The sequence below is a fragment of the Microcoleus sp. T3_A4 genome (assembly GCF_036700465.1).
GTDB lineage: Bacteria > Cyanobacteriota > Cyanobacteriia > Cyanobacteriales > Microcoleaceae > Microcoleus.
The window spans coordinates 117,482-141,115 of record NZ_JAUBOY010000002.1; the positions used below are offsets into that span (position 1 = coordinate 117,482).

20 protein-coding genes are annotated in these 23,634 nt (G+C 45.4%); 10 read left to right on the plus strand and 10 right to left on the minus strand.

The window, feature by feature from the left end:
- Positions 1-39 precede the first annotated feature (39 nt).
- On the plus strand, positions 40-1,179 hold the full coding sequence (queA, locus tag QUA07_RS01755; RefSeq protein ID WP_333322034.1) for a tRNA preQ1(34) S-adenosylmethionine ribosyltransferase-isomerase QueA: 1,140 nt from the start codon (positions 40-42) through the stop codon (positions 1,177-1,179).
- Positions 1,180-1,221: 42 nt separating this feature from the next.
- Here queA and rpmF read toward each other — a convergent pair whose 3' ends face one another.
- Both rpmF and QUA07_RS01765 read right to left on the minus strand, forming a co-directional pair.
- The gene (gene rpmF, locus QUA07_RS01760; RefSeq protein WP_006632406.1) at positions 1,222-1,395 is read right to left on the minus strand and encodes a 50S ribosomal protein L32; all 174 of its coding nucleotides are present in this window, start codon (positions 1,393-1,395) and stop codon (positions 1,222-1,224) included.
- Between the two features lie 180 nt (positions 1,396-1,575).
- Positions 1,576-2,052, minus strand: a complete 477-nt coding sequence (locus QUA07_RS01765; protein WP_333322036.1) for a TM2 domain-containing protein — start codon at positions 2,050-2,052, stop codon at positions 1,576-1,578.
- Positions 2,053-2,445: 393 nt separating this feature from the next.
- On the opposite strand from QUA07_RS01765, the gene acsF reads away from it, so the two are divergent.
- Positions 2,446-3,522: a magnesium-protoporphyrin IX monomethyl ester (oxidative) cyclase gene (acsF, locus tag QUA07_RS01770; protein ID WP_333322249.1), complete on the plus strand. Its 1,077-nt coding sequence runs from the start codon at positions 2,446-2,448 to the stop codon at positions 3,520-3,522.
- Positions 3,523-3,795: 273 nt separating this feature from the next.
- On the opposite strand, the gene QUA07_RS01775 is transcribed toward acsF, so the two are convergent.
- Positions 3,796-7,422 carry a CHAT domain-containing protein gene (locus QUA07_RS01775; protein ID WP_333322038.1) on the minus strand — a complete coding sequence of 1,209 codons (3,627 nt, stop codon included), beginning with the start codon at positions 7,420-7,422 and terminating at the stop codon, positions 3,796-3,798.
- A gap of 21 nt (positions 7,423-7,443) precedes the next feature.
- On the opposite strand from QUA07_RS01775, the gene QUA07_RS01780 reads away from it, so the two are divergent.
- The 3 genes from QUA07_RS01780 (at position 7,444) to QUA07_RS01790 (ending at position 9,745) form a co-directional block, all read left to right on the plus strand.
- Positions 7,444-7,707, plus strand: a complete 264-nt coding sequence (locus tag QUA07_RS01780; protein WP_333322040.1) for a hypothetical protein — start codon at positions 7,444-7,446, stop codon at positions 7,705-7,707.
- Between the two features lie 23 nt (positions 7,708-7,730).
- Positions 7,731-9,245: a phospholipid carrier-dependent glycosyltransferase gene (locus QUA07_RS01785; protein WP_333322042.1), complete on the plus strand. Its 1,515-nt coding sequence runs from the start codon at positions 7,731-7,733 to the stop codon at positions 9,243-9,245.
- Between the two features lie 113 nt (positions 9,246-9,358).
- On the plus strand, positions 9,359-9,745 hold the full coding sequence (locus tag QUA07_RS01790) for a hypothetical protein (protein WP_333322044.1): 387 nt from the start codon (positions 9,359-9,361) through the stop codon (positions 9,743-9,745).
- Here QUA07_RS01790 and trmB read toward each other — a convergent pair.
- The 3 genes from trmB to csaB all read right to left on the minus strand — a co-directional run bounded on the left by trmB (position 9,696) and on the right by csaB (position 12,300).
- Entirely contained in the window at positions 9,696-10,328 is a 633-nt protein-coding gene (gene trmB / locus QUA07_RS01795; RefSeq protein ID WP_333322047.1) for a tRNA (guanosine(46)-N7)-methyltransferase TrmB, read from the minus strand. The genes QUA07_RS01790 and trmB overlap by 50 nt on opposite strands.
- A gap of 159 nt (positions 10,329-10,487) precedes the next feature.
- The gene (locus QUA07_RS01800) at positions 10,488-11,240 is read right to left on the minus strand and encodes a Uma2 family endonuclease (RefSeq protein ID WP_333322049.1); all 753 of its coding nucleotides are present in this window, start codon (positions 11,238-11,240) and stop codon (positions 10,488-10,490) included.
- A gap of 22 nt (positions 11,241-11,262) precedes the next feature.
- Complete coding sequence (gene csaB, locus QUA07_RS01805; RefSeq protein WP_333322051.1) at positions 11,263-12,300, minus strand: polysaccharide pyruvyl transferase CsaB; 1,038 nt, start codon at positions 12,298-12,300, stop codon at positions 11,263-11,265.
- A gap of 399 nt (positions 12,301-12,699) precedes the next feature.
- Here csaB and QUA07_RS01810 point away from each other — a divergent pair, with 399 nt between their 5' ends.
- Both QUA07_RS01810 and QUA07_RS01815 read left to right on the plus strand, forming a co-directional pair.
- Positions 12,700-13,014 carry a DUF2499 domain-containing protein gene (locus QUA07_RS01810; RefSeq protein ID WP_242715849.1) on the plus strand — a complete coding sequence of 105 codons (315 nt, stop codon included), beginning with the start codon at positions 12,700-12,702 and terminating at the stop codon, positions 13,012-13,014.
- Between the two features lie 16 nt (positions 13,015-13,030).
- Positions 13,031-13,450 (plus strand): lysozyme inhibitor LprI family protein, encoded by a 420-nt coding sequence (locus QUA07_RS01815; protein ID WP_333322057.1) that lies wholly within the window; start codon positions 13,031-13,033, stop codon positions 13,448-13,450.
- A 73-nt stretch (positions 13,451-13,523) separates the two neighbouring features.
- On the opposite strand, the gene QUA07_RS01820 is transcribed toward QUA07_RS01815, so the two are convergent.
- Entirely contained in the window at positions 13,524-14,387 is an 864-nt protein-coding gene (locus QUA07_RS01820) for a DUF4037 domain-containing protein (RefSeq protein WP_333322060.1), read from the minus strand.
- 260 nt (positions 14,388-14,647) lie between these two features.
- Between QUA07_RS01820 and QUA07_RS01825 the strand changes: the two genes are divergently transcribed.
- Positions 14,648-18,547 (plus strand): DNA polymerase III subunit alpha, encoded by a 3,900-nt coding sequence (locus QUA07_RS01825; protein ID WP_333322063.1) that lies wholly within the window; start codon positions 14,648-14,650, stop codon positions 18,545-18,547.
- Here the strand turns inward: QUA07_RS01825 and QUA07_RS01830 are convergent.
- The 3 genes from QUA07_RS01830 to QUA07_RS01840 form a co-directional block, all read right to left on the minus strand.
- Entirely contained in the window at positions 18,524-20,608 is a 2,085-nt protein-coding gene (locus QUA07_RS01830; RefSeq protein WP_333322067.1) for a protein kinase domain-containing protein, read from the minus strand. The genes QUA07_RS01825 and QUA07_RS01830 overlap by 24 nt on opposite strands.
- Positions 20,609-20,937: 329 nt before the next feature.
- Positions 20,938-21,276, minus strand: coding sequence for a DUF3593 domain-containing protein (locus QUA07_RS01835; RefSeq protein WP_333322069.1), 339 nt, complete (start codon positions 21,274-21,276; stop codon positions 20,938-20,940).
- Positions 21,277-21,573: 297 nt separating this feature from the next.
- Complete coding sequence (locus QUA07_RS01840; RefSeq protein ID WP_333322071.1) at positions 21,574-22,224, minus strand: ATP-binding protein; 651 nt, start codon at positions 22,222-22,224, stop codon at positions 21,574-21,576.
- 170 nt (positions 22,225-22,394) lie between these two features.
- On the opposite strand from QUA07_RS01840, the gene QUA07_RS01845 reads away from it, so the two are divergent.
- Both QUA07_RS01845 and QUA07_RS01850 read left to right on the plus strand, forming a co-directional pair.
- Complete coding sequence (locus QUA07_RS01845; protein WP_333322074.1) at positions 22,395-22,604, plus strand: hypothetical protein; 210 nt, start codon at positions 22,395-22,397, stop codon at positions 22,602-22,604.
- A gap of 206 nt (positions 22,605-22,810) precedes the next feature.
- Complete coding sequence (locus tag QUA07_RS01850; protein ID WP_333322076.1) at positions 22,811-23,554, plus strand: pentapeptide repeat-containing protein; 744 nt, start codon at positions 22,811-22,813, stop codon at positions 23,552-23,554.
- Positions 23,555-23,634: the final 80 nt, after the last annotated feature.

Here is a 23,634-nt window from a genome sequence, read left to right on the forward strand (position 1 = left end):
TTACCCAGTTGACAGATCGATCGCACAGGAATTCACTCGATGACAGAGATGGACTGGTCTTTGGACGGCTACGACTACGAACTCCCGCCCTCGCGCATTGCCCAAAATCCCGTAGTGCCGAGGGACAGTTCTCGCTTGCTGGCTGTAGATTCTCCCAGCAGCCACCAACACCGGATTTTCCGGGATTTACCCGATTTGCTGCAACCAGGCGACTTGCTGGTACTCAACAACACCCGCGTGCTGCCAGCGAGGCTCTACGGGCACAAACCCAACGGCCCGGCTGTGGAGATATTGTTGATGGAAGAACGGCAGCACAACTGTTGGCTGGCTTTGGTTAAACCGGGGAAACGCTTAAAGTTGGGAGCAAAAATTGAGTTTGATCCCATCGCCCCTGCCTGTGAGGACTCTACCACAGCTCCTTGCTGTTGCCTTCCGGATGCCACGATGGCCGATCGTCGTCGATTGACTGCGACAGTTATAGAGAGGGACGACGCCACAGGGGGACGGCTGTTGGAGTTTGACATCCCCGCAGATGAGAATCTGGTGAAGTTTTTGGACGAATACGGCCACGTACCCTTGCCGCCCTACATAGACCATTCCCAAGCTTCAGCGGAACAGTACCAGACTGTTTATGCCGATCGGCTTGGGGCGGTGGCGGCCCCCACAGCAGGCCTGCACTTCACCGAAGAATTGTTCAGCCGCTTGGAACAGCGGGGAATCGAAAAAACTTTTGTCACCTTACACGTCGGAGTAGGGACGTTTCGCCCGGTGGAGGTGGCAGACGTGACGGCTCACAAAATGCACGGCGAATGGGTGGAAGTACCCCCCGCCACCGTTGAGAAAATCCGGGAAACTCAAGCCAGAGGCGGGCGGATCATTGCTGTGGGTACAACAGCAGTGCGAGCTTTAGAGGGAGCCGCCGCCGCGAGTGGCGATTTTTCCTTGCAACCTTTTTGCGGCCCGACCAATTTGTTTATCTACCCTGGTTACAGGTGGCGGGTTGTAGAGGGGATGATTACCAATTTTCACTTGCCCCGCTCTACTTTGATGATGATGATAAGTGCGATGATTGGAAGGCCTCGGCTGTTGGATTTGTACCGAGAAGCGATCGAGCAACAGTACCGCTTTTATTCCTTTGGCGATGCCATGCTGATTTTACCTGCGGCAAAAATCGATTGATCGATCGGGCATCGGGTTCGCCCCATGCCCGGTATTCTGTTTCTATTCTTCCTCCTCTTCTTCATTGCCGGGATACACGAAGCTGTTGGAACGCCCAGTCAGAACAGATTTGCCCAGAGACAGAGCTTTCTGAGCTGCCACGACAGCTTTGCGCTTCCATGTGGCCTTACGCATATTCTTCTTGGATTTGGAGGTTTTCTTCTTAGGGACTGCCATGACGCTAAATACTTTCTGCTTGCTTATATAGACAAACAAACATTCTAGCCGATTTTGCCGGTAATGCTTACTCGAAAAACGGCAACAACTGCTCGGTCAGCAATATCAAGTAGTAGGGTGCGTCAGCGATTAGCTTCTGGAAAAATAGACAAAATCCCCTAGGCAACGCACCCGCAGCAGCTAAAGTTCGTGAAAGTGGTAAATCACGACGCCCGTTACGGCATCGTTCTCGATACTCACATAACCGGTTTTCAGCATTGCTGTGAAAGCCTCTTCCACTTCGGCAAAAGTAGCGCCGGTTGCCATCACCCCTTGGGTGACAGATAATCTTCCGTTCTTGGTATAAGCTGCCTTCAGGAGTTTAACCCCTAACTGGTCTGGAGTTGGCTTGGGGTATGTCGCGGCGATCGCCCCGCTGCTGGGATATAGCGGTATACCTTCGCGAGATACGCCGAGTTTGCCCCTGAGAGTGGCATTATGTTCGTCCACCATGTTCGGCAGCAGCAGCAAGTCAAACAATTGCCCAAACCCAAACAAACCAAAGGTAAACAGCCACAGCAAACCACTACCAATCTTGCCGTTGTAGAGGCGGTGGAGTCCGAAGGGGCCGAAAAAACAAGCTGCCCATAAAAGGTAACTAACACCTAAATTGCTCATTTTCTGACCGTCCTGCCTGATTATTCTAAGAATTGGAGTCCCTTTATACATTTTGTACTTTCTATCTGCTGTTTAAACAGCTTGACATGGGAATTTATTTGTGTGGTAGCCTAATAAACTGACAAAAGGCAGTATTTGGTTTCCCCATACCTTCTGTCTCGAAGCCCATGAGTAATTTTGCGTAGCAATTCTTAACGCCAGCAACATATTTGGGCGGGCGAGAGCTTGGTAAACTGGAGGGCGTGGAAATTACAGCAGCTTAGAACTGGATTCCACACGGAGCGCCAAACCAAGCGCGCCGCCAGCGCTGGCCGGAGATACACGAGCGCGATCGCCCGCAGTACCCGACAATGGAAACAAGCAAGTAGTTATAAGCAGAAATCCAATAAAAATATGGTAGATTCCCTCAAAAAACCCACTTTTGAAGAACTGCGGCCGGGAGTGAAAGCCCCAGCCAAAGAAACTATTCTCACGCCGAGATTTTACACAACCGACTTTGACGAGATGGCCAAAATGGACATCTCGGTAAATGAAGCCGAACTAAAAGCAATTATTGAAGAGTTCCGCGTTGACTACAACCGCAACCACTTCGTGCGTGATGCCGAGTTCGATCAATCTTGGGAGCACATCGACGGCGAAAAGCGCCAGTTGTTCATTGAATTCCTGGAACGTTCCTGCACCGCAGAGTTTTCTGGATTCTTGCTTTACAAAGAGTTGGCACGCAAGCTCAAGGACAAAAATCCAGTGCTGGCCGAAGGTTTCTTGCTGATGTCGCGGGACGAAGCGCGGCACGCCGGATTCCTCAACAAAGCTCTCTCGGACTTTAATTTGTCGCTGGATTTGGGTTTCTTGACAAAGAGCCGCAGTTACACATTCTTTAAGCCGAAGTTTATTTTCTACGCGACTTACTTGTCTGAAAAGATCGGTTATTGGCGCTATATCACCATTTATCAGCACTTAAAAGCGCATCCTGAAGACCAGATTTATCCGATTTTCCGATTCTTTGAAAATTGGTGCCAGGATGAAAACCGCCACGGAGATTTCTTTGATGCGGTGATGAGAGCTCAGCCTCAGATGTTGAACGATTGGCGCGCTAAGCTGTGGTGCCGTTTCTTCTTGCTGTCAGTGTTCGCGACAATGTATCTCAATGATATCCAGCGCGCTGGTTTTTATCGATCGCTCGGTCTCGATGCTCGCGAATACGACATTGAAGTTATCAAAAAAACCAACGAAACAGCAGGCCGCGTATTCCCCGTAATGCTGGACGTGAACAATCCCGAGTTTTATGAACGGCTGGATGTTTGCCTCAAGAACAATCAGCAGTTGACTGCAATTGTTGCTTCTAATACTCCGAAATTCTTGCAATTCTTCCAAAAATTGCCTTTGTATTTGTCGAACGGATGGCAGTTGTTGAAGCTGTACTTCATGAAGACAATTGAATCACCTTCAGTTGAGGGTGCAGTCCGTTAATTTTTGATTTTTCATCCTCTGTGACGGCGGTTCTGCGACAAGCGGAGCCGCTTTTTTTTGGTATCCAGAGTCACCGCAAAAAGTTCTCGCCCGACTCAAGTCGGGCGCTACACAAACAAAGTCCCAGCAGAGGGGGACTGAAGATTGAAAAAAAACTTAGAGCAAATCCGGTGTTTAAGCATTATTTTATTTAGGCCGCGCAGGCGGACTTCGTTTGTGTAGTCGCGACTTACAGTCGCCCGGAATTGGAATTGATACTGTTTTGCCTAAATTTTATCGCCATTCCCCCTGAAGGGTAAAAGCCGCCCAATAATAAGGAGAACGCCACTCTTCCTGCTTCAACATTTCGAGTTGCGCCGCCCTCAATGCTGCCGCTGGCGTTAACCCTTTTTGCAGCATTCCCTGATAGAAACTCGACATTAAGTTAGCAGTTCCTTCATCATCCACATTCCATAAACTCACCACAACTCGCTTCGCCCCAGCATACATAAATCCCCGCGTTAATCCTACCATGCCCTCGCCTTGAATGTTCTGCCCTAATCCTGTTTGACAGGCACTTAACACTACTAAATCGGCTGCTAACTTCAGATTGAAAATATCAGTAAGTCGCAGGAATCCGTTTAAAGGGTTGCCCTTTTCATCTATCAGCGACAAGATGATTCCTGATAGTTCCGGGTTAGTGCTATTCGCTAAACCGTGAGTGGCAAAATGAATGATTTTATATTGGCTTAAGTTCTGACTGGTTGCTGCGGCGCGGCTGGCTGCAAAATCCAAGGATTGGGTGCGAGAATTAGCTGGTACTAACGCTTGAATGATTTGGGCTTCTTGGCGAGTGAATTTTAAACGGTCAAACTGTACGTTATTGTCCCCTCTGGAGCGGCTTAAACCGAGATTTACTGATTCTATTGCTTGGGGATTGGCGCTATTAGACGGGGTTCTGAGTCGTTCATCGTCACCGCTAAAAACTGGATCGGCGAGCATTGCTAAAGTCCGAGTTGGGGGTTGTCTGTCATTGTAGTTTTTTCTTAAGATTCCCAAGGTGGAAGCGGAAGGCAGCAGCACAATTTCATGGTCTACTATTAAAGGCGGATTCCGATTTTTACCGGGTGTTTCGGGGAGCGAGAGGGCGGAAAAGGGGAGGTAATTGAGAATGCCATCGCCAACAATCAGCAGGCGTTTTTGACCGAGTTGTGCTGCTACTGGCTGTAAAATAATTTGACTAAGCGTGTTGTTAGCTTCAGCAACTCGATCGGGAATGTTTCGGTAGCGCGGGTTAGTCACAGCATTGCGGAAATTGCGGGCGGCTTTTTCGATGTCAACCTGTTTGGGCAATTCATAACTGGTGATACTGGTTTTAGTCACAGCCCAGAGATAGCTACGATGTTTCCCTAAAGAATACTGGAGTAAAATGGTATTGTCATCGAGGATTTGTTGTTGAATCTGTGCCAGCGTTAGAGGTTGCGGTTGGGTGAGGGTGGCGTACCGGGGACTGGTGGAGCGGATTTGGGCTTGAATGTCCTGATATTGTCCTAGTAAAGTTTGCCGTTTTTGGTCTAATTCTACTTTTTCTGCGGGGGTATGATTGGGGCGGCTTAGAGTTTCGATTCGGCGTGTTTCTAAGGCATCGAGTTGCTGTTGTAAATTGCGTTCTTGCTGCAATAATTCCGGGGCTACACCTTGGCGAATATCGGCGTTTGCTTCTTGAAGAAGTTCGAGAAGGCTGCGGGCGCGGGAACTTTCGCTGGCTTCTAAGGCTTTGCGATCGTAACCAGAGTTGGGATTAGTTTTGTGCAGTTCCATTAACAGCTCAATGTATAACTGGTAATAGTGTTGTACGGTGGCAAAGTATGATATGCGGAGCTCGTGGTTGGTAATTTTGGTGCGGAGGTTTTCGATGATTTTGATGGAGGTTTCAAGGTCAGTGAGGGCTGCGATTAAATTGCCTCGATCGCCTTTGAGAATAGCCCTATTGTAGAGGGTGAGGGCTTCCCCAGGACGATCGCCCACAGTGCGAAACAGCGGCAGGGCTTGGTTGAAATATTCTTCTGCTTTCTCCAGTTTTCCCAATTCTGAGTAAGTATTACCTACATTGTTGAGGCTGTTGGCTTCTCCACGCCTATCGCCCGCTTTTTGTCTCAAATCGAGGGCTTGTTTGTAGTAGTCGAGGGCTGTTTGTTTTTCTCCCAAATCATAGTAGACTAAGCCAATATTGTTGAGGATAGTGGCTTCCTTAGTCCGATCGCCCATAGCCCGGAATAAGGGAAGGGCTTGGTTAAGATACTCTTTTGCTTTCTGTTTTTCTCCCAAATCGTTGTAGGCTAAGCCGATGTTGTTGAGTGTGGTGGCTTCCGCAGTGCGATCGCCCAAAGATGTATCGCTGTTTGCGGGTAGGTTCGAGATGTTGCTGAGGTTGATACTTGCTTCAGGGCGATCGCCCATTTCCCGAATTAAGGAAAGGACTTGGTTATAGTAGTCGATGGCTTGCTGTTTCTCTCCCAAAGCATAGTAGAAGGCGCCGATATTGTTGAGGATGAGGGCTTGCATCTGGCGATCGCCTACAGTCTGAGACCCAGAAAGGGCTTGCTTGTAGTAGTTCAGGGCTTGCTGTCTTTCTCCTAATCTATTACTAATCAAGCCCATTATATTCAGCGTCTCAGCTTCCTTGTCCCGATTTCTAAGCATTTGATAAAGCGAACGCGCTGCATCAAACTTTTGCAAGGCCTCCTGGTAAGATGCTGCTGTTTCCTGAGCCAATAGTCGCTTAGCTTCCTGAAGCAATCGCTCGGCTTCATCTGTTTTTTGATTTAATCGTTGTTTGTTTTTCTCAATTAATCGATCGGCTTCCCCATCCGGGATTTGATTTCTACTGAGATCGAGGGTGGTCAGATATACCAATCCCGCTAAAGGTGTGGCATCTGCGATTTGATTTCTACTGAGGTCTAGGTTAGTTAGATTTGTCAATCCCGCTAAAGGTGTGGCATCTGCGATTTGATTTCTACTGAGGTCTAGGGTGGGCAGATTTGTCAATCCCGCTAAAGGTTTGACATCTGCGATTTGATTTGATGCTAGGAAAAGCACTATCAGATTTGTCAATCCCGATAATGGTTTCACATCTGCAATTTTATTGCCACTCAAATAAAGAAAATTCAACTCCGTCATTGTCGATAAAGGTGTCACATCTACAATTTGATTAGATGCGAGGGACAGCCCTGTTAGATTAGTCAATCCCGCTAAAGGTTTTACATCTACGATTTGATTAGCTTCGAGGAAAAGCTCTGTCAGATTAGTCAGTCCCGATAATGGTTTCACGTCTGAGATTTGATTGAATTGGAGGACGAGGGATCTCAGATTAGTCAGTCCCGATAAGGGTTGCACATCTGTTATTTGATTTACACTGAGGTTGAGCCTTCTCAGATTGGTTAATTTTGATAATGGTTTGATATCGACTATTTGATTGCCAGCTAGGTCAAGTAGTGTGAGATTAGTCAGTCCAGATAATGGTTTCACGTCAGAGATTTGATTGGAAGTGAGGGTGAGAAATCTCAGATTAGTCAGTCCCGATAAGGGTTGCACATCTGTTATTTGATTTGAAATGAGGTTGAGCTCTCTCAGATTGGTGAATTTTGATAATGGTTTGATATCGACTATTTGATTGCGAATTAGGGAAAGTTCTGTGAGATTAGTCAGGGTTTTTTGAGCGCGATCGCACTCTTGTGTTTTTGCTTTTGATAGTAACACCTCCACCGTATGTCTGGTTTCAGGGGGCAAATTCTCTTTGTTTGTACAAAAATCAGCAAAAGTTTCAAATGTCTGGGGATTTGGCGCGGCGGCAGATCCCATCAGGATAGTCGCACCTACAGTTAACCCCCAACGCCCCCAAGTCGAAAGTATGGGATTCATAAGCACTCGCTCAAAAAAGACATGATTAGCTGCTATCATAATCTATCGCACCTTGTGATTCGCGCTTTTCCTTCCGGCTTGCTAATTAGATCGGGAGCATTTGGTGAAACAATAGTCCCTCCTGGTTTTCGCTGCACTCTCCAAGCATTATTAGAAACCGGGTTTAAGAAACTGAGTTTTTCCCAAAAACCCGGTTTCTCATCAAAAATTCGGTTGCTGCACAAGTCCTATTTTACGTTACTCTCAACTCAGGAATTTAAAATTAGCGATCGCCCTCAAATTTAGTATCTATTATTGGCTGCTGTTTTATGAAAATCAAGAAAAAACAATTAAACCAATCGAATGTTATTTTTTCCCTAGCAATGCTCGGTGTCTTCCTCTTTTCCTTAACTTTACGCTTTTGGGCACTAGAGCGATTTAACACTTTAGTATTTGACGAAGTTTATTACGCTAAATTTGCCAACAATTATCTCACAAAAACTCCTTTTTTCAACGCTCACCCGCCTCTGAGCCAGTACATAATTGCGATCGGAATTGCGATCGGCACTCATCTTCCCTTCGGCAAAACAGCCGTCAACAGTATGGCTGGCTCCCTGCTTTCCCCTTGGGATTACCGCTGGCTGAATGCTCTCACAGGTTCCTTTATTCCCCTAGTTGTGGGAGCACTAGCTTATCAGCTAGTTCGGCGCCGCAGTTACGCTTTTCTTGCTACTTTGTTTGCCGCCTGCGACGGTTTATTTTTAGTGGAGTCTCGCTACGCGCTGAACAACATTTATCTAATTTTGTTTGGAATTTTAGGTCAGTTATTTATTTTAAAAGCCGTCGAAGCCGAAGGCAAAAAGCGCTGGCTTTGGCTGGTACTAGCCGGGATAGGTTTCGGCGCATCTGCGGCTATCAAATGGAACGGATTATGGTTTCTTTTCGGTACTTATCTAATTTTAATCTGTGCTTGGGCAGTTCGTTTTATCCAGGGTAACAGAGGAAATGAAGAACAAAGCCGCGAGGTAGATTCACCTCTAATTCCTGCCGAAAGTCCAGTACAAAAACTGACTAAACTCAATTTTATAGAACTCTGCTTGAGTCTAGCTATTATTCCTATTCTAGTTTACAGCATCTCTTGGATTCCTCACCTGTACTTTAATCCAACTCCCAATTTCTGGCAGATGCAAACGGAAATTTTGACTTATCACCAGCGGATTAAAAGCGGGCCAGATGTACATCCTTACTGTTCCGCGTGGTACAGTTGGCCTTTGATGCTGCGCCCCATAGTTTACTTCTACAAAACTGCTAGCAGCAATGCCCAACCAGATCCGGTTTTGCCGCCTTTACCGGAAGGTGCAACTCAGGCAATTTTTGACGTTCACGCCATGGGAAATCCATTGCTTTGGTGGCTTTCAACCTTAGCTTTACTGCTAGTAATAGGAGTTTTAGTTCACCGGATTTGGGTGTGGCTGCAAACGCGCAGCGAGGCTTCTGTTGACACGATAGAACAGCAGCGGCCGATTTTGTTTCCGCCGACTGCTGAAATGTGGCTGGCGTTATATTTAATAGTTAATTGGGCCGCTAATTTGCTGCCTTGGGTGAAGGTGACTCGCTGCATATTTTTGTACCATTATATGGGCTGTTCTGTGTTTGCAGCTTTAGCACTTGCTTGGTGGGTTGACAGGTGGCTGCACAGCCCTCAAACTCGACTCCGAGGGATGGGGGTAACAATTATTTTTCTGGTTTTGGGTGCTTTTATTTTCTGGATGCCTATCTATTTGGGACTGCCTTTGTCGCAAATGGAATGGAAAATTAGGATGTGGCTGCCCTCTTGGGTTTAAGTTAGAAATAATTTTTTTATTAACGGGCTTTCCGGCCCGTTCCACAAGAAAATTAAGTTTTGTGGAACAGGCATCTTGCCTGTTCCTAAAGTTCCACAAGAAAATTAAGTTTTGTGGAACAGGCATCTTGCCTGTTCCTAACGTTCCACAAGAAAATTAAGTTTTGTGGAACAGGCATCTTGCCTGTTCCTAACGGGCTCTCCGGCCCGTTCCACAAGAAAATTAAGTTTTGTGGAACAGGCATCTTGCCTGTTCCTAACGGACAAGATGCCCGTTCCACAAGAAAAGTAAGTTTTGTGGAACAGGCATCTTGCCTGTTCCTAACGGGCTTTCCGGCCCGTTCCACAAGAAAATTAAGTTTTGTGGAACAGGCATCTTGCCTGTTCCTAACCAAGGTGCAAGATGTAAGTTATAACATTTATGACAAAGGTGAGTTTGCCAAAGCAAGCATTATTTTTGATACAGTGCTCGATAAACTGGTTCGCCCCGTTTCAGAGTAGCAATTTCTCTTTCTGTAGCCACAGGCAGGGGATTTTCTGCTAACCATTCGCCACCATTTTGACGTTTAAAACTGGGGTGAGATGAAAAGCGATCGCACATTTCGCTTTCTACTTCTTCAATATCTGACTGAATAAAAACTTCACCGCCAATTGCCAGATAAGTGGCCAATTCGTTGACTAATTCCTGCTGCACCACCCGTCGTTTGTGGTGCTTTTTCTTGAACCACGGATCGGGAAATTGAATGCTAACTCGCTGCAAAATACCTGCGGGTAAAGTTTCTAAAATTGGCTTTAGGGAACTATTAGCATTGCAAAACAAATAGTGCAAATTTCTCAAGGCTTTTTCGTCCCGCCAAAGATTCGCCTCCTCTACCAGAGGTTCCCGAATTTCTAATCCGAGAAAATTCCAGTCTGTTTGGATTTGCGCCATGTGCCACAAAAACCGTCCTCTGCCGCAGCCGATATCTAAATGCAGCGGTAAATTTAAGTCGGCATAGATTTTAGTCCAATCCGGGGGACTTGCAGATGCTTGATATCTAATTGATAGGGGATTGACGTGTTCCCGCACTCTTACTCTTGCCAATTTTGCTGTCTCCTGAATGTATTTTTTAACCGCAGATGAATGCAGATGAACGTGGATTAACGCAGATAAATATTGATTTTTGCGATGTTGTTCAATACTTTTTAATTAATGAGCAATCTTAAATTACAGAGAGACAATTTTAAACTGCTCATTATTGCATTAGGCCTCTGGTTCCATGCCTGCTGCTCTTAATTGGGCGGCTAGTCGATCGGCCCGTTCTCGTTCTTGTTCAGCTCGATGTTGAACAATTTCTATTTCTTGCCTTTCCCTTTCTACCATCTCTACTCCCCACAATAACATCTCTCCGCTCTCATCCCACCACCGCAACCAATATCCGGTTCTTTCGGCTTTTGTTCCCTGCCAAACACCCAGAAATAACCCAACTCCTGAAATCCAATAACGGCCGAAAGCATCGGGTGGTTGCACTTCATACTTTCCTGATGAATCCAAGTGGTAGACTTCTAACACTCCCGTGGCAGGTTCAAAAAGTGCATAGATTGGCACTCGCAATATTTGCTCGTAAAAATACCATTTTCCAGGCGGATAAGTTTGTTTACTAGAATATTCATCGTTGGGAGTAGCTGACAAAAATTCCATCACGATCGCCGGAATGTCTCCTTCTAAGTTGGGAGTGTAACTGCGGCGAATTTCTTGACTAGAAAGCGGTTGTACATTGCGGGCATAAAACCAATCTGGAGCTTTGATTACTAGCTTGCCGTTTAATGTAGCGCAAATTCCCATGTTTGGGGCAACTAATATTCCTGTTATAATTAGCCCTGCGATTTCTAAGATTTCCCGCAAGGCTGCAGCGAGCAAGGGTTGGTCGATATTTTCCACAGGTTCCTCGTCTAAAATGAAGTCGTCTGGCAATTTTTCCCAGGTAATTTTTAAGTCGGCTGTACTGATTGTCATTGTATTTCACCTCTAAATGAGATTACTGGAGTGCAGTTTGCAATACTTCGCGGTGAAAGAGCGATCGCCCTACTATAAATTTTATCCTGTCTGACGATAAGGCGTCGCCGTTAGCATAGTGTTCGATCCAGGTTTTGCTGATTAAATAAGGATCGTCTGGCAATTCTGATAATAAGTATCCCGGCATTTCTAGCTCTTCCATTAATTGGCTGACTTTCGGGTCGTAGCTGAGGGCAAAACAGCGGCATTCTTCCGATGCTGCCATAATTAAACTGTGGTAGCGCATCCCGATCGCCATTTCGACTCCCCGGAACACTCCTTTCAATTTTCTCGGATCGTCTAAACTGAGGATGCGACTCCTTTTCGGCAGGGCTTCGTGCAAATGTTGGGCAATTTCTAAGTCGTGAGACGCTTGAAAAGGCAGCAGCAAAATTAAGGTGCGAGTTGCTTTTTGAAAGTCAACTAAAGCTTGAGTTAAGATTGACAAACGGGCAGGAGTTAGTGTAGAATGAGAACGCAAACAAACAGCAACTCTGGGTGCTGGTAAATCCCACAAACCCGACACGGGAGAATTCTCCAAAGCCCACACAGGATCGGGCGCTAAAGTAAAGGGAATTTTCCAATCTGCAAGTAAAGTAGCTGAGCCTTTATCCCGCACGCTGACGGCGGTGCATCCAGCAAAACAGCGCTGAGATAACTTGCGAGTCATTTCGCGCTTCAAAGGGCCGATTCCCTGGGCCCAGGCAACAGTTTTTAAGCCCATCCGCTGCGCTAATCCCATCAAACCCCCATAATAGAAAGGGCTCGCTATGCTAGTAGCGTCTTGGATTAAACTACCGCCGCCCCAAATTAGCGCGTCGGATGTGCGGAGTGCTTCGAGAACTTGGAAGGCATTCATACGATCGCGCGCAGCTACCCCGTACCGCTGATTTGTCTCGACAGGATTGCCAGACAGGACGATCGGCGTCACGCCATCTGGTAACATTTGCAGTAGCGATGCCAACAGCGCCTCGTCGCCGCCGTTGCCTTTACCGTAATAGCCGCACAAAATTGCTCGCATTTCTACTCTTTTGTTTGTTTGTGATGGAGAATCTAAGTATTTTAGATTTTAGATTTTAGATTCTTTTGATATTTGAGATTTGATTTTACTACCAAAAAAATGCTACTGTCAGCAAGCTTCAAGGCTTTACGTCATCAGTCAGCTCAAATCGCAAATCTAATAAAATCTCGAATCGCTAATCTAAAATTGTATGACCAGCCCAAAAACAGGTCCAAGCCCCGACTTAAGTCGGGGATACTCCTAAAATTTTAGACCAAAGCTCAAGCTCCAAGATTCATCTGTGGAGTAAATCTACAATCTACAATCTAAAATCTAAAATCGACTGACTCATCATACTTTATATGACAGTTGCGTAAGTCCCGATCGATAAATCTTTCATCTTCGTTCACAATACAAAAAATGCACGCTTTGTCAATTCCCACCTGGATTATTCACGTCTCTAGCGTCGTCGAGTGGATTGCCGCCATCTGGTTAATTTGGACTTACGGCGAAGTCACTCAAAACCGAGCTTGGTGGGCCCTTTCCGCCGGAATGCTGCCCGCTCTCGTCAGCGCTATGTGTGCCTGTACGTGGCACTATTTTGACAACTCCCCAGCCCTAGAATGGATCGTTACCCTGCAAGCGGCGATGACTCTCTTCGGCAATTTTACTTTGTGGGCGGCGGCTTGGTGGATTTGGCGATCGGCTCAGCCAGCAGAGAAAATTAAAGATTAAAAAAGGGAGAAACTAAGTGAAAAATAGCACTATTTCGGTAAAAATTGTGGCAAGTTTTCTGTTGTTGACAGCCGGATTATTGCTTCCCAGCCAAGCCAGCAACATTCCCGTACAAGTCGCCCAACAGCCTAACTGCAAAAGTCCTCAAACCACTCTAGACATGAATGTCTGTTCCAGTCAAGAGTTTCAGGCAGCAGACAGAAAGCTCAATCAAGTATATCAGCAACTTCAGCCGAAACTCAACAGCAAACAAAAGCAAAGATTGATAGTAGCACAGCGTAGTTGGCTCAAGTTTAGAGATGAATCTTGCAATTATGAAATGGGGCAGTTTGAAGGTGGAACTTTGGCTGCTTCTACCTACGGTTATTGCAGAGCGAGGGTGACACAAGAACGAGTGAAAGACTTGGAGCGTTATTTGCAACAAGCAAGTTTGTAAAAGTTCGATCGCTATTTAGGGAGGTGCACACTGCTAACCCTAGGATATGAAACTATTGTTTTGTGGCACTTACCTAGTTAGCGAGAGAATTAGTAGCAATTAAACCTGCCTCAATCAACAATCGATCGAGACTGTCAACCAGTCCATCAAGACAATGTAAAATTTGGCGATCGCCTGCAGGTAACGAAACAGAATTAGTTAGACTATGAATTTGGCTTTCCAAATCTTCCGGCAATTTTGAACACAAAGCTTTTGCCCTTTCTACCAGACGCTTTTCGCCCGGATGAGGGATAGAATTAATAGCAAAAACAATATCAAAATAACTGCCTAAAAAAGCGGCTGTTCGATGGATAATACTTACTGAATCGCGGCGCAAAACCGCGGATTCTAGCTGGTGGCGAAATGAAAAAATCTGGTGGCGCAAAATCGGATAATTTTTGGCAATTATCGCTTGACGGAGTTGTTCGGGATAAGGTCGATCGACCTTGGCTTGCAATTGCTGAAACCAACCGTCTCTTTCATACAATGATACTGAGGTGAGAACGTTCCACCAAAAACAGGTTGAATAACCTACGGATGCTTGATGTTTGACCAGGACGCGATCGAGTTCTTCTTCGATCCATTCGGGCTGGCGGTACATAATATCTATACCGCAGCCAGTGTTAATATCTATCCACTCGTCCCCTGGTTCCCAAAATTGATTGTTGATGGCGATGCTATCGGAAAATTGTCTCGCTATCGCCTCCCGTATGTCAACAGGAATTTCCTCTTGAACATATACGTAAAAATCAAAATCCGACGACTCATCCGTAACTATAGTTGTTCGAGAACCTGCTAAAACTACGGCTACAACTTGAGGCAAACTGCTAAAATGCTCGCCAATAGTTTGAGCCAGCGGGGGCATTACTTCGAGAGCTAGTTGATAATTGTGCAGCATTTAATTACCTGGTTAGCTACTTAAAAAATAACAGCAAATGCTTAACTGTACCGCTCAAGATTTTAATCCATAACCTTGAACTCGTAACTCAACAATTGATAATTGTTAACAAATACGGCGGAGGCGAACTGATGCGCTGTGACATCAGACCCCCAACCCAAACCAGCTCAAAAGTGATATAAAATTTTGTTTTTTATTTTACCCTTTGACACGCCAATGGTGTAAAATCTAAATTCTCAAATCTTATATTTTAAATCCCTATGTCCTTCGTTGGTTTGCACATTCACAGCGATTATAGCTTACTAGATGGGGCTTCTCAGCTACAACAGCTCGCAGAACGGGCGGTGGAATTGGGGATGCCCGCGATCGCCCTTACAGACCACGGGGTGATGTACGGGGCGATCGAACTCATCAAAGTTTGCCGAAATAAAAATATTAAGCCGATTATTGGCAATGAAATGTATGTCGTCAACGGCGATATTGAAGTAAAAGTTCGAGGTAGAAGAAAATACCATCAAGTTGTTTTAGCTAAAAATACCCAAGGTTATAAAAACCTCGTCAAACTAACCACAATTTCCCACTTAAAGGGAATGCCAGAAAGAGGTATTTTTGCCCGCCCCTGCATCAACAAGGAACTGCTAAAACAATACTCCGAAGGTTTAATTGTCACCAGTGCTTGTTTGGGTGGCGAAGTTCCCCAAATGATTCTCCAAAACAAGCTAGATACTGCCCGTGAAGTAGCCAAATGGTATAAAGAAGTATTTGGGGAAGATTACTATATAGAAATTCAAGACCACGGTTCCCCGGAAGACCGGATTGTTAATGTTGAAATCGTTAAAATTGCCCGCGAACTCAAAATTAAAATAATTGCCACCAATGATTCTCACTATATTTCCTGCAACGACGTAGAAGCACACGATGCTTTACTGTGCATTAACACCAACAAACTGATTGAAGAAGACAAGCGGATGCGCTACAGCGGTACTGAATATCTTAAGTCCGCAGAGGAGATGGCGCAACTGTTTCGAGACCATTTGGATGATGAAACGATCAAAGAGGCGATCGAAAATACCCTAGAGGTCGCAAATAAAGTATCGAGATACGAGCTCACAGGAGAAGCTCGAATTCCCACAATTCCGATTCCCCCAGAACATACAGCCGATACTTATGTAGAAGAAATATCCTGGCTGGGACTGTTAGAACGCCTCAAGGCCCGCACCAGAAATGAAATCCCCCCAGTCTACAAACAGAGACTAGAATACGAACTGAAGATGCTTCAGCAGATGGGCTTTTCAGAATACTTTTTAGTAGTTTGGGACTACATAAAATATGCTAGAGATAACGATATTCCAGTAGGGCCAGGACGCGGTTCTGCGGCAGGTTCTCTAGTTGCCTACGTACTCAAAATTACCAATATAGACCCCGTACACCACGGACTACTATTCGAGCGATTTCTCAATCCCGAACGGAAATCTATGCCAGATATTGATAGCGATTTCTGCATAGAAAGGCGGGACGACATGATTAAATACGTTACTGAAAAATATGGTAGCGAGCGCGTAGCGCAAATTATTACTTTCAACAGAATGACATCAAAAGCTGTCTTGAAAGATGTTGCGAGAGTGTTAGGTATTCCCTACAAAAAAGCAGACGAAATGGCAAAAATGATTCCCGTGTCGCGGGGAAAACCGGAAAAACTTAAAGTGATGATTTCCGATGACACACCTGCACAGGAATTTAAAGACAACTATGAAAATACAATTTGCATAAATGCAGAAACTGGTACTGAAGTCCCCGTTCGTCAGTGGATTGACATGGCAATTCGCATTGAAGGAACCAACAAAACCTATGGGGTTCACGCGGCAGGTGTGGTAATTTCTTCAGAGCCGTTGGATGAAATTGTACCGCTACAGAAGAATAATGAGGGTGCTGTAATTACCCAATATTTCATGGAAGATTTGGAATTTTTGGGGCTGCTAAAAATGGACTTTTTGGGATTAAAAAATTTAACAACTCTCCAGAAAACTGTTGATTATATTAAGCAAACCCAAAATCTAATTGTCGATCCAGAAATGCTACCTTCTGATATAGAGCGCCGAGCTCAAGAGACTTTTGGCAGAATCAAAAAGTTACCCGATGATGTAGATAAAACATATAGACTTTTAGAAAGAGGAGATTTAGAAGGTATTTTTCAGTTAGAATCATCTGGAATGCTGGATGTAGTGAAAAAACTCAAACCTTCCTGTCTGGATGATATTTCTTCTATTTTGGCACTTTACCGACCTGGGCCGCTGGATGCAGGTTTGATTCCTCAGTTTATTGACTGCAAGCACGGTAAAACAGTTGAGTACGATCATCCGCTATTAGAACCGATTTTAAAAGAGACTTACGGAACGCTTTGCTTTCAAGAGCAAATTATGCGGATGGCTCAAGATTTGGCGGGCTATTCTTTGGGTCAAGCTGACTTGCTGCGGCGCGCAATGGGCAAGAAGAAAGCTGATGAAATGCAGAAGCAAAAAGAAACGTTTATCGACGGCGCAACTAAGAATGGAGTCAGTCAAAGAATTGCTGATAAACTGTTCGCGCAAATGCTACAATTCGCGGAATATTGTTTTAATAAATCCCATTCAATGGCCTATGCGTATATCACGTATCAAACGGCATATTTAAAGGCGAATTATCCTCTAGAATACATGGCTGCACTGCTGACTGCTAACAGGGGCGATCAGGATAAAGTACAGAAATATATTGCCAATTGTCTCAAGCTGGGTATTGAGGTTGAGCCGCCCGATGTTAATAGCTCTGAACTTACTTTTACACCGATGCCGAAACAGATGACTGGAGCTGCAAAGGATAAAATTTTGTTTGGAATTTCGGCTGTTAAAAATGTGGGAGAAGCGGCAATTGAAAATATTTTGGCGGCGCGCCAGGAAGGGGGTAAGTTTAAATCGCTCGCTGATTTGTGCGATCGCGTAAATCTCCATTCTGTCAACCGCCGCGCTTTAGAAGCATTAATTCAATGCGGTGCTTTTGATAAAATTGAACACAACCGCAATCAATTAGTACACGACCTCGAAGGGGTGATCAAATGGGCGCAAGATCGCAAAAGAGACCGAGAAAGTGGCCAAGGTAATCTTTTTGACTTGTTAGGTGCGAATAGCTTTGGCAAGTCGGTCAATACCTATGAGTCTGCGCCCAAATCTAAAGCGGTAAAAGATTTTGAAAAACAAGAGAAATTGCGTTTAGAAAAAGAACTGCTTGGCTTTTATGTGTCAGAACATCCCCTAAAGTTTCTCATGCAAGTAAACGAAGATCCCGATGTTGTGGCTCTCGAACAGTTAGCAAATAAAAAAGGGAAAGTATCAGTTATTGTCATGCTCAGCGCTATCAAAATGGTAGTGACAAAAAAAGGCGATTCGATGGCAATTTTGCAATTAGAAGATTTGACAGCTCAAATAAAAGCTGTGGTGTTCCCCAAGGCTTACGAACAAGTGAAACCTTACATTGTAGAGAATGCGATCTTACTGATTAGTGGAAAAATAGAGAAAGATGGCGAGGAAATTCAGATAATTGTAGACACTGCAAAGCCCGTTAAAACAGTACAGGTTGAAGAGGAATTCGAGAGGGTTCAACCGGAAACACAAAACTCTTGGGCGGCGCAACCGGAAACACAAAACTCTTGGGCGGCGCAACCGGAAACACAAAATTCTTGGGCGGCGGAACCAGTCAACGTTGTACGATCGACAAAACCTGTCGAAGTTTTAGAAATGGTGATTGTCAAGCTGACACCGCAGCAAGTACAAGACGGGAAAAAACTCAATTCTCTCAAAGCGATTTTACAAGAACTTTCCAATCGTGGAGAAGGTGCTAGCGTTTCGGTGGGCGGAATTGTTGTCGGTGAATATTCCTGTCAACCCCTTCGGATTAACCCTCAATTGTGGGTGCAAGATGGCGAGGGAACTGTTAGCCGTCTCAAGTCGGCTGGATTTGATGCTTGGGTTTTTCCTCTACACAATCGCGGGGATGCTGCGGTGTTTCGAGAAATGCGATCGCAACTTAATGTACATTCTTGGGCGAGTCGCTTACTTGACACTGACACCGATCGCCTTCACAAGTATGTCAATTATCTCGCCCAACTAAACAGACGCCCGCCAAATTAACACTTCGCCACCATCCCCACCGGTGACTAAAGTTTGACCGTCAGGACTAAAAGCCACCGGATTGCACCCAGCAAGAGAGGACAAACATTCTCCTGTTTCCAGGTTCCAGAGTTTAACCGTACCGTCTCGACTGCCGCTAGCCATAGTTTCGCGATCTGGACTAATCGCCACCGAAATTACCGCATCAGAATGCCCCCTCAAAGTATTAATCAATTCCCCTGTATCGGCATTCCACAATTTAACAGTAGCGTCGGCACTTCCACTGACAATCGTCTTTCCATCTTGACTAAATGCGATCGCATAAACCCAATCTGAATGACCCACAAAAGTCCGTACACTCTCCCCAACACCTACCAGCCACATCTTGATAGTTGTGTCAGCACTGCCGCTGGCCAGCATCATACTTTGAGGGCGAAAACTAACAGATAAAACCTTGTCAGAATGTCCCGAAAGCTTTTGAACTAATGCTCCGTTGCGCTGGTTCCACAATTTAATACTCTTGTCCCCACTGGCACTCGCAATTGCTCCAGAGTCGCAACTAAAAGCCACCGAGTACACGGACCCGTACCGATGACTGTACGGCGAACCAAAATCGCTGTAAAATTCGCGAATCATCGCCTTTTTATCCAGCTTCCACTCAATAACTTTTCTGTCAAAACTGCCGCTAACCATCATTCTTCCGTCTGGGCTGATTGCCACAGCATCAACCGTTGCGGAATGGCCGAAAAAAGTATGGATGAATTCACCTGTCTGCAGGTTCCACAGCTTAATTGTTTTATCGTCGCTGGCGCTAGCGAGAATATTGCCTTGAGGATTAATAACCACAGCATTAACCGGGGCTGAATGGCCTTGGAGAATGCGATCGCACCGCCAGTTATTAGAGGACAATAATCTCGGATCAGCGGATGGCACAACATGAATCTTCTGGGGCGGCGCGGCCGAGACGGCGGTTGCTGTATTTGGCTGCGAGTTAGTTACTGGCGAATTAATAGCTATTTTTGTTGGGGAATTATAACTGATTTGAGAGCGGGGATATTGCCCAACATTTACCAAGTCTTGCAACACTTCAGCAGCGGATTGATATCGCTCTCTTACCGAATCTTTGAGCAATTTATTCAAAATAGTTGCTAATTTTTGGCTGACTTTTATGCCTTTTTGCGCCAAGTGCGATCGCCAAATCCATTTGCATTCCAAAGCATCGAACAAATCCTTCAATACCGCCCCAGTTAGCAGGTGAATGCAGGTAACGCCCAAACTGTAAAGGTCGCTCGCCGGATACGCCTTGCCGCTGCGAATTTGTTCGATCGGCGCATAGCCAGCAGTTCCAGTTATCGTCCCAGTTTGCGCCTCAGAAAAGCCGGTAATGTGCTTAGCAACTCCAAAATCTACTAGCACAAACTGACCCCCTCTGGCCTTCCCCTGTACAGCAGGAGATTCAGCGACAATTATCCCTTTCATACCACCAGAAGATTGAGGTAAAGATGCCCCTCCTTTTCCTTTACCAGGAGTCGAGGGGCCATATCCCGCCGCCCACAAGGTTTGGGGAGTTCTCCGCACAATATTTTCCGGCTTAATATCCCGATGAATCACCTGCTGGTCGTGAACAAATTGCAAAACAGGCAACAAATTGATCAACAATTCCCAAATCTGTTCCTCGCTAAAAGCTCCCCGCTGCTGCAACTCCTGAAACAAATTATTTCCCTCGATTAACTCTTCCACAAGATAGAGACGTTTGGCTTGTTCAAAAGAAGCCAGCAAACTTGGAATCTGCGGGTGCTCTCCGAGTTCGTGCAGTCGGTGAGCTTCTTGTTTGAACAGTGCAGTTGCCTTTTCTAATTCAGCCTTTTCTTGAACTTGGGGGAAAAATTGTTTGATGGCGCAGGGAGTTTTCAACCTATCTTCATCGACAGCTAAAAAAGTTCTGCCAAATGTTCCTTCACCGATAGGTTGAATGGCGCGGTAACGCTCTTTCAGTAGCAATTTAGAGCCGCAGGCCAGACAAAAATTGGTTGAGTCAGCATTCTGCGGCTTTTGGCAATGGGGATTGAGGCAATAGCTCATCTTTTTTCCGACCTGGAGATTCCCACCACAGCTAAACTTAGCAACATGGTAGTCTGTTTCCACTCACGCCCAGAGCACCATTCTCGATAATACCTGAGAAACTCGCTTTCTTAACCAAAAATCTCGGCTCTCAACTTGATCCCGTGCCAAGAAACCAAGGTGAGGACACTAGAAGTGCTTGATGTGAGTTTCCATATATTCTAATGCTTTCCTAAAATTTTGCCGGTTGGCGGCTCACAAACTGGTATGTCAACAGTTAATTAACTGTTAACTACGGCTATTCTGGAGCATTTATTCGGAGAGTAAATACAAAACTGAGATGAGCTCGGCTATTCTCCCCCATCTAAAAGACACTCTGGCTCCTCGCCGCCCTTCTGTGAGGATGCTTTGGCTTTAATCACCGCTTCTCTAAAGCCTAAAACTAATAAAATATTGGCAAGTGTCAAGAATAGTTCCGCAGAACCGTGCAGCCAATCGACATTTGCTAGTGACTCGTTGTAGGCCACTTTTGCGTAAATTGCGGCGGGAATCGTCACCGCTACAAAAACGAGAGTGCCGTAAAATCCCATTAGAGCTAAACGGGGTGTTTTTCCCGATCGAGTCAAAAACCAGAGAAATCCCAAGTAGGGAAATAGAGACAGAACAAATAAAGTTTCTTTGGAAATCATTAGTAATTGGTGAGCGACCAGATACTATGATAAATTAAACTATCAAAAATTAGTGTTAATAATTTTTAACTTTTAATGTTGAGTTTTTAATATTTAATTAGACAGATGCACCCGTTTCTATCAAACCGCTATAGAATCACCCAAGACCATAGCTCTTAACCCAAGCCGCAGCAGGTTGGCAGTATTCAAACCCCCTTACCCACTCGGAGACAAAACCCGTTACTTTTCCCCTAACACCGTTTTTAGCATAACACATTTTTAACCGTGCCAGTCTGTTAATTGTCCCTCACTCCCAAGCTACCCAGCAATTAGAAATAGAGACTGTTCCACAGTTTTCTGTCTGGTAGGCATCAAGCAAGTATCGTTCACAACCTCTAAATCCAAGCCGTTATTTCTATCTGCTGCCAGAATTTCCTTCAGCTTAGCATTAAAATCAAAACACGGGCCGCAATCCCAAACTTTGAGTTCCAACCGTCCCTTAAATACCCTAATTTCCAGTTGAACAGGAGTTTCTACTGGCAGATTTTTGTGAGCGTGGCGAACTGCATTAGTGAAACCTTCAGCCAACGCCAACTGCAAGTTCCACCAAACTTCATTGGGGAGCGATATATCTTTCAACTGTTCAAACCACAACAAAACTTGGGTTAAAGCATTGACATCTGTGTTGACTTGCAGGCTAATATGTTGAATACAAGTTTCATTCAGCTCTTCTTCCTGCTGTTTTTCAGTCTGCCAATCCCAGGTGTTTAATAAATTCATTAACCCATCTAAAATGCTAGCTTTTTTTATATTTTGGGAGCGATCGCGATTTTCTACTTCGTAAGTTTTTCTTAGCGACAAACAGTTTCGATTGTCGAGAGTCCGGGTGTAACTGAGCTCGTCTGCAATCTGCCACATGAGTTTGATCCCCCTGCCGCCTTCTGCAAGTCGATCTATGCTGTGAGACATCTATTTTCCTCGTTTGAAAGTATTAGCTGTACCCTATTTTCCCGCCCGCCGAGACACCCGGTATCTTTTTTATACTTGCTGGCTCGGTATTATTTCGGGGATCACACAAAAATGCTATCTTTTTTATAGAAGGCAGCGCATCAGCAATATGTCTTAAGAGTCTAAGCCAATTGGCTTATTTATCGATCGCCTGTACGGAGAACGATCGCCCTCGGCAGCAAAATCCAACTGAATCGATTACAAATACTTATCCGTTGTCGGAATCGGCCACTTGTTCCAGCCGTCGCAAGCTCCCGAATCCCTGGTATTCAGGGCATCCGGCCGTTGGCCGCTCGCTGCAAAGAAGCCTTGAGGTGCGCGCTTTCATCCCCAACGTGTAAGTAATATCCGTGAGGGCGATCGAACCTTACACCGTCGAGTCGCGTCCATCCACTAGACTAGGACTTACGCAAACCACCCAGTTTCTGCTTAGAATATTGGGTTTGACAGCGAGGAATTAACGAGGAAACCGGTTTTTTTTGTCCCCCGCACGTAAGTCCAGCAGACAAATCGGTGATGAAAGGCAGTTACAGGACTTACCAAGACTATGACCAAAATCAAACTGAAAATTCTGACTGCTGCGATAATGCTACTCCCATTTTGCGCCGCACTTCCCTTACAAGCTCAAAATCTGTCTCTAGTCAAGCGGCTGCTAGAAACCAGAGGATGTCCCGGATGCGACTTATTTGGCGCTTCCTTGAGCCGTGCAGATTTGTTTGGCGCTTCCTTGAGCCGCGCCACTCTCAGCAGGGCCGACTTAGTTGATGCCGACTTGACTGCGGCTGACTTAATGGAAGCTAATTTAAACAACGCCAACATGAGAAACGCCTTTTTGGCTGACGCCGACCTCAGCAAAGCCGACATGAGCAGAGCCGACATCAGGGGAGCAAACTTAGAAAATGCTAACCTCAGCGAGAGTTTTCTGCGAGGCGCATCGCTCCAGTTGGCTAACTTAAAATGCAGTAATTTGAGCGCCGCTAAACTAAATAGAACCGACCTGAGAAATGCTGATTTAAGCGGTGCAAATCTCACCGGTGCAGACCTCAAAGAAGCCGATTTAAGCGGTGCAAATCTCAGCGGTGCCGACCTTAGATCGGCCGACTTGACGGATGCGAGATTGAACAAAGCTAATCTCACAGATGCCAATCTCTGTGGCGCCCGGATGCCGAACAGAAAAACCTCTCGGCGAGGCTGCGAAGTTAAGAAAGAACCAGCGCTCAGCACGAACAATTACTGTAATTACTGCTATGCCTTGAATGACTGGTGGCTAAATGTATTAAGGTTCTACTAAGCAGTATCATCGTCATCACTACTGTGTTTAATATGTACTGTTAGAAGTGCGAGCAGGCGGTACAGATATCAAACTTAACC

Coding starts and splice junctions, on each gene's coding strand:
- queA (WP_333322034.1), top strand. CDS start 40: ATGACAGAGATGGACTGGTCTTTGGACGGCTACGACTACGAACTCCCG.
- rpmF (WP_006632406.1), bottom strand. CDS start 1,395: ATGGCAGTCCCTAAGAAGAAAACCTCCAAATCCAAGAAGAATATGCGT.
- QUA07_RS01765 (WP_333322036.1), bottom strand. CDS start 2,052: ATGAGCAATTTAGGTGTTAGTTACCTTTTATGGGCAGCTTGTTTTTTC.
- acsF (WP_333322249.1), top strand. CDS start 2,446: ATGGTAGATTCCCTCAAAAAACCCACTTTTGAAGAACTGCGGCCGGGA.
- QUA07_RS01775 (WP_333322038.1), bottom strand. CDS start 7,422: ATGAATCCCATACTTTCGACTTGGGGGCGTTGGGGGTTAACTGTAGGT.
- QUA07_RS01780 (WP_333322040.1), top strand. CDS start 7,444: ATGATTAGCTGCTATCATAATCTATCGCACCTTGTGATTCGCGCTTTT.
- QUA07_RS01785 (WP_333322042.1), top strand. CDS start 7,731: ATGAAAATCAAGAAAAAACAATTAAACCAATCGAATGTTATTTTTTCC.
- QUA07_RS01800 (WP_333322049.1), bottom strand. CDS start 11,240: ATGACAATCAGTACAGCCGACTTAAAAATTACCTGGGAAAAATTGCCA.
- csaB (WP_333322051.1), bottom strand. CDS start 12,300: ATGCGAGCAATTTTGTGCGGCTATTACGGTAAAGGCAACGGCGGCGAC.
- QUA07_RS01810 (WP_242715849.1), top strand. CDS start 12,700: ATGCACGCTTTGTCAATTCCCACCTGGATTATTCACGTCTCTAGCGTC.
- QUA07_RS01820 (WP_333322060.1), bottom strand. CDS start 14,387: ATGCTGCACAATTATCAACTAGCTCTCGAAGTAATGCCCCCGCTGGCT.
- QUA07_RS01825 (WP_333322063.1), top strand. CDS start 14,648: ATGTCCTTCGTTGGTTTGCACATTCACAGCGATTATAGCTTACTAGAT.
- QUA07_RS01830 (WP_333322067.1), bottom strand. CDS start 20,608: ATGAGCTATTGCCTCAATCCCCATTGCCAAAAGCCGCAGAATGCTGAC.
- QUA07_RS01835 (WP_333322069.1), bottom strand. CDS start 21,276: ATGATTTCCAAAGAAACTTTATTTGTTCTGTCTCTATTTCCCTACTTG.
- QUA07_RS01840 (WP_333322071.1), bottom strand. CDS start 22,224: ATGTCTCACAGCATAGATCGACTTGCAGAAGGCGGCAGGGGGATCAAA.
- QUA07_RS01850 (WP_333322076.1), top strand. CDS start 22,811: ATGACCAAAATCAAACTGAAAATTCTGACTGCTGCGATAATGCTACTC.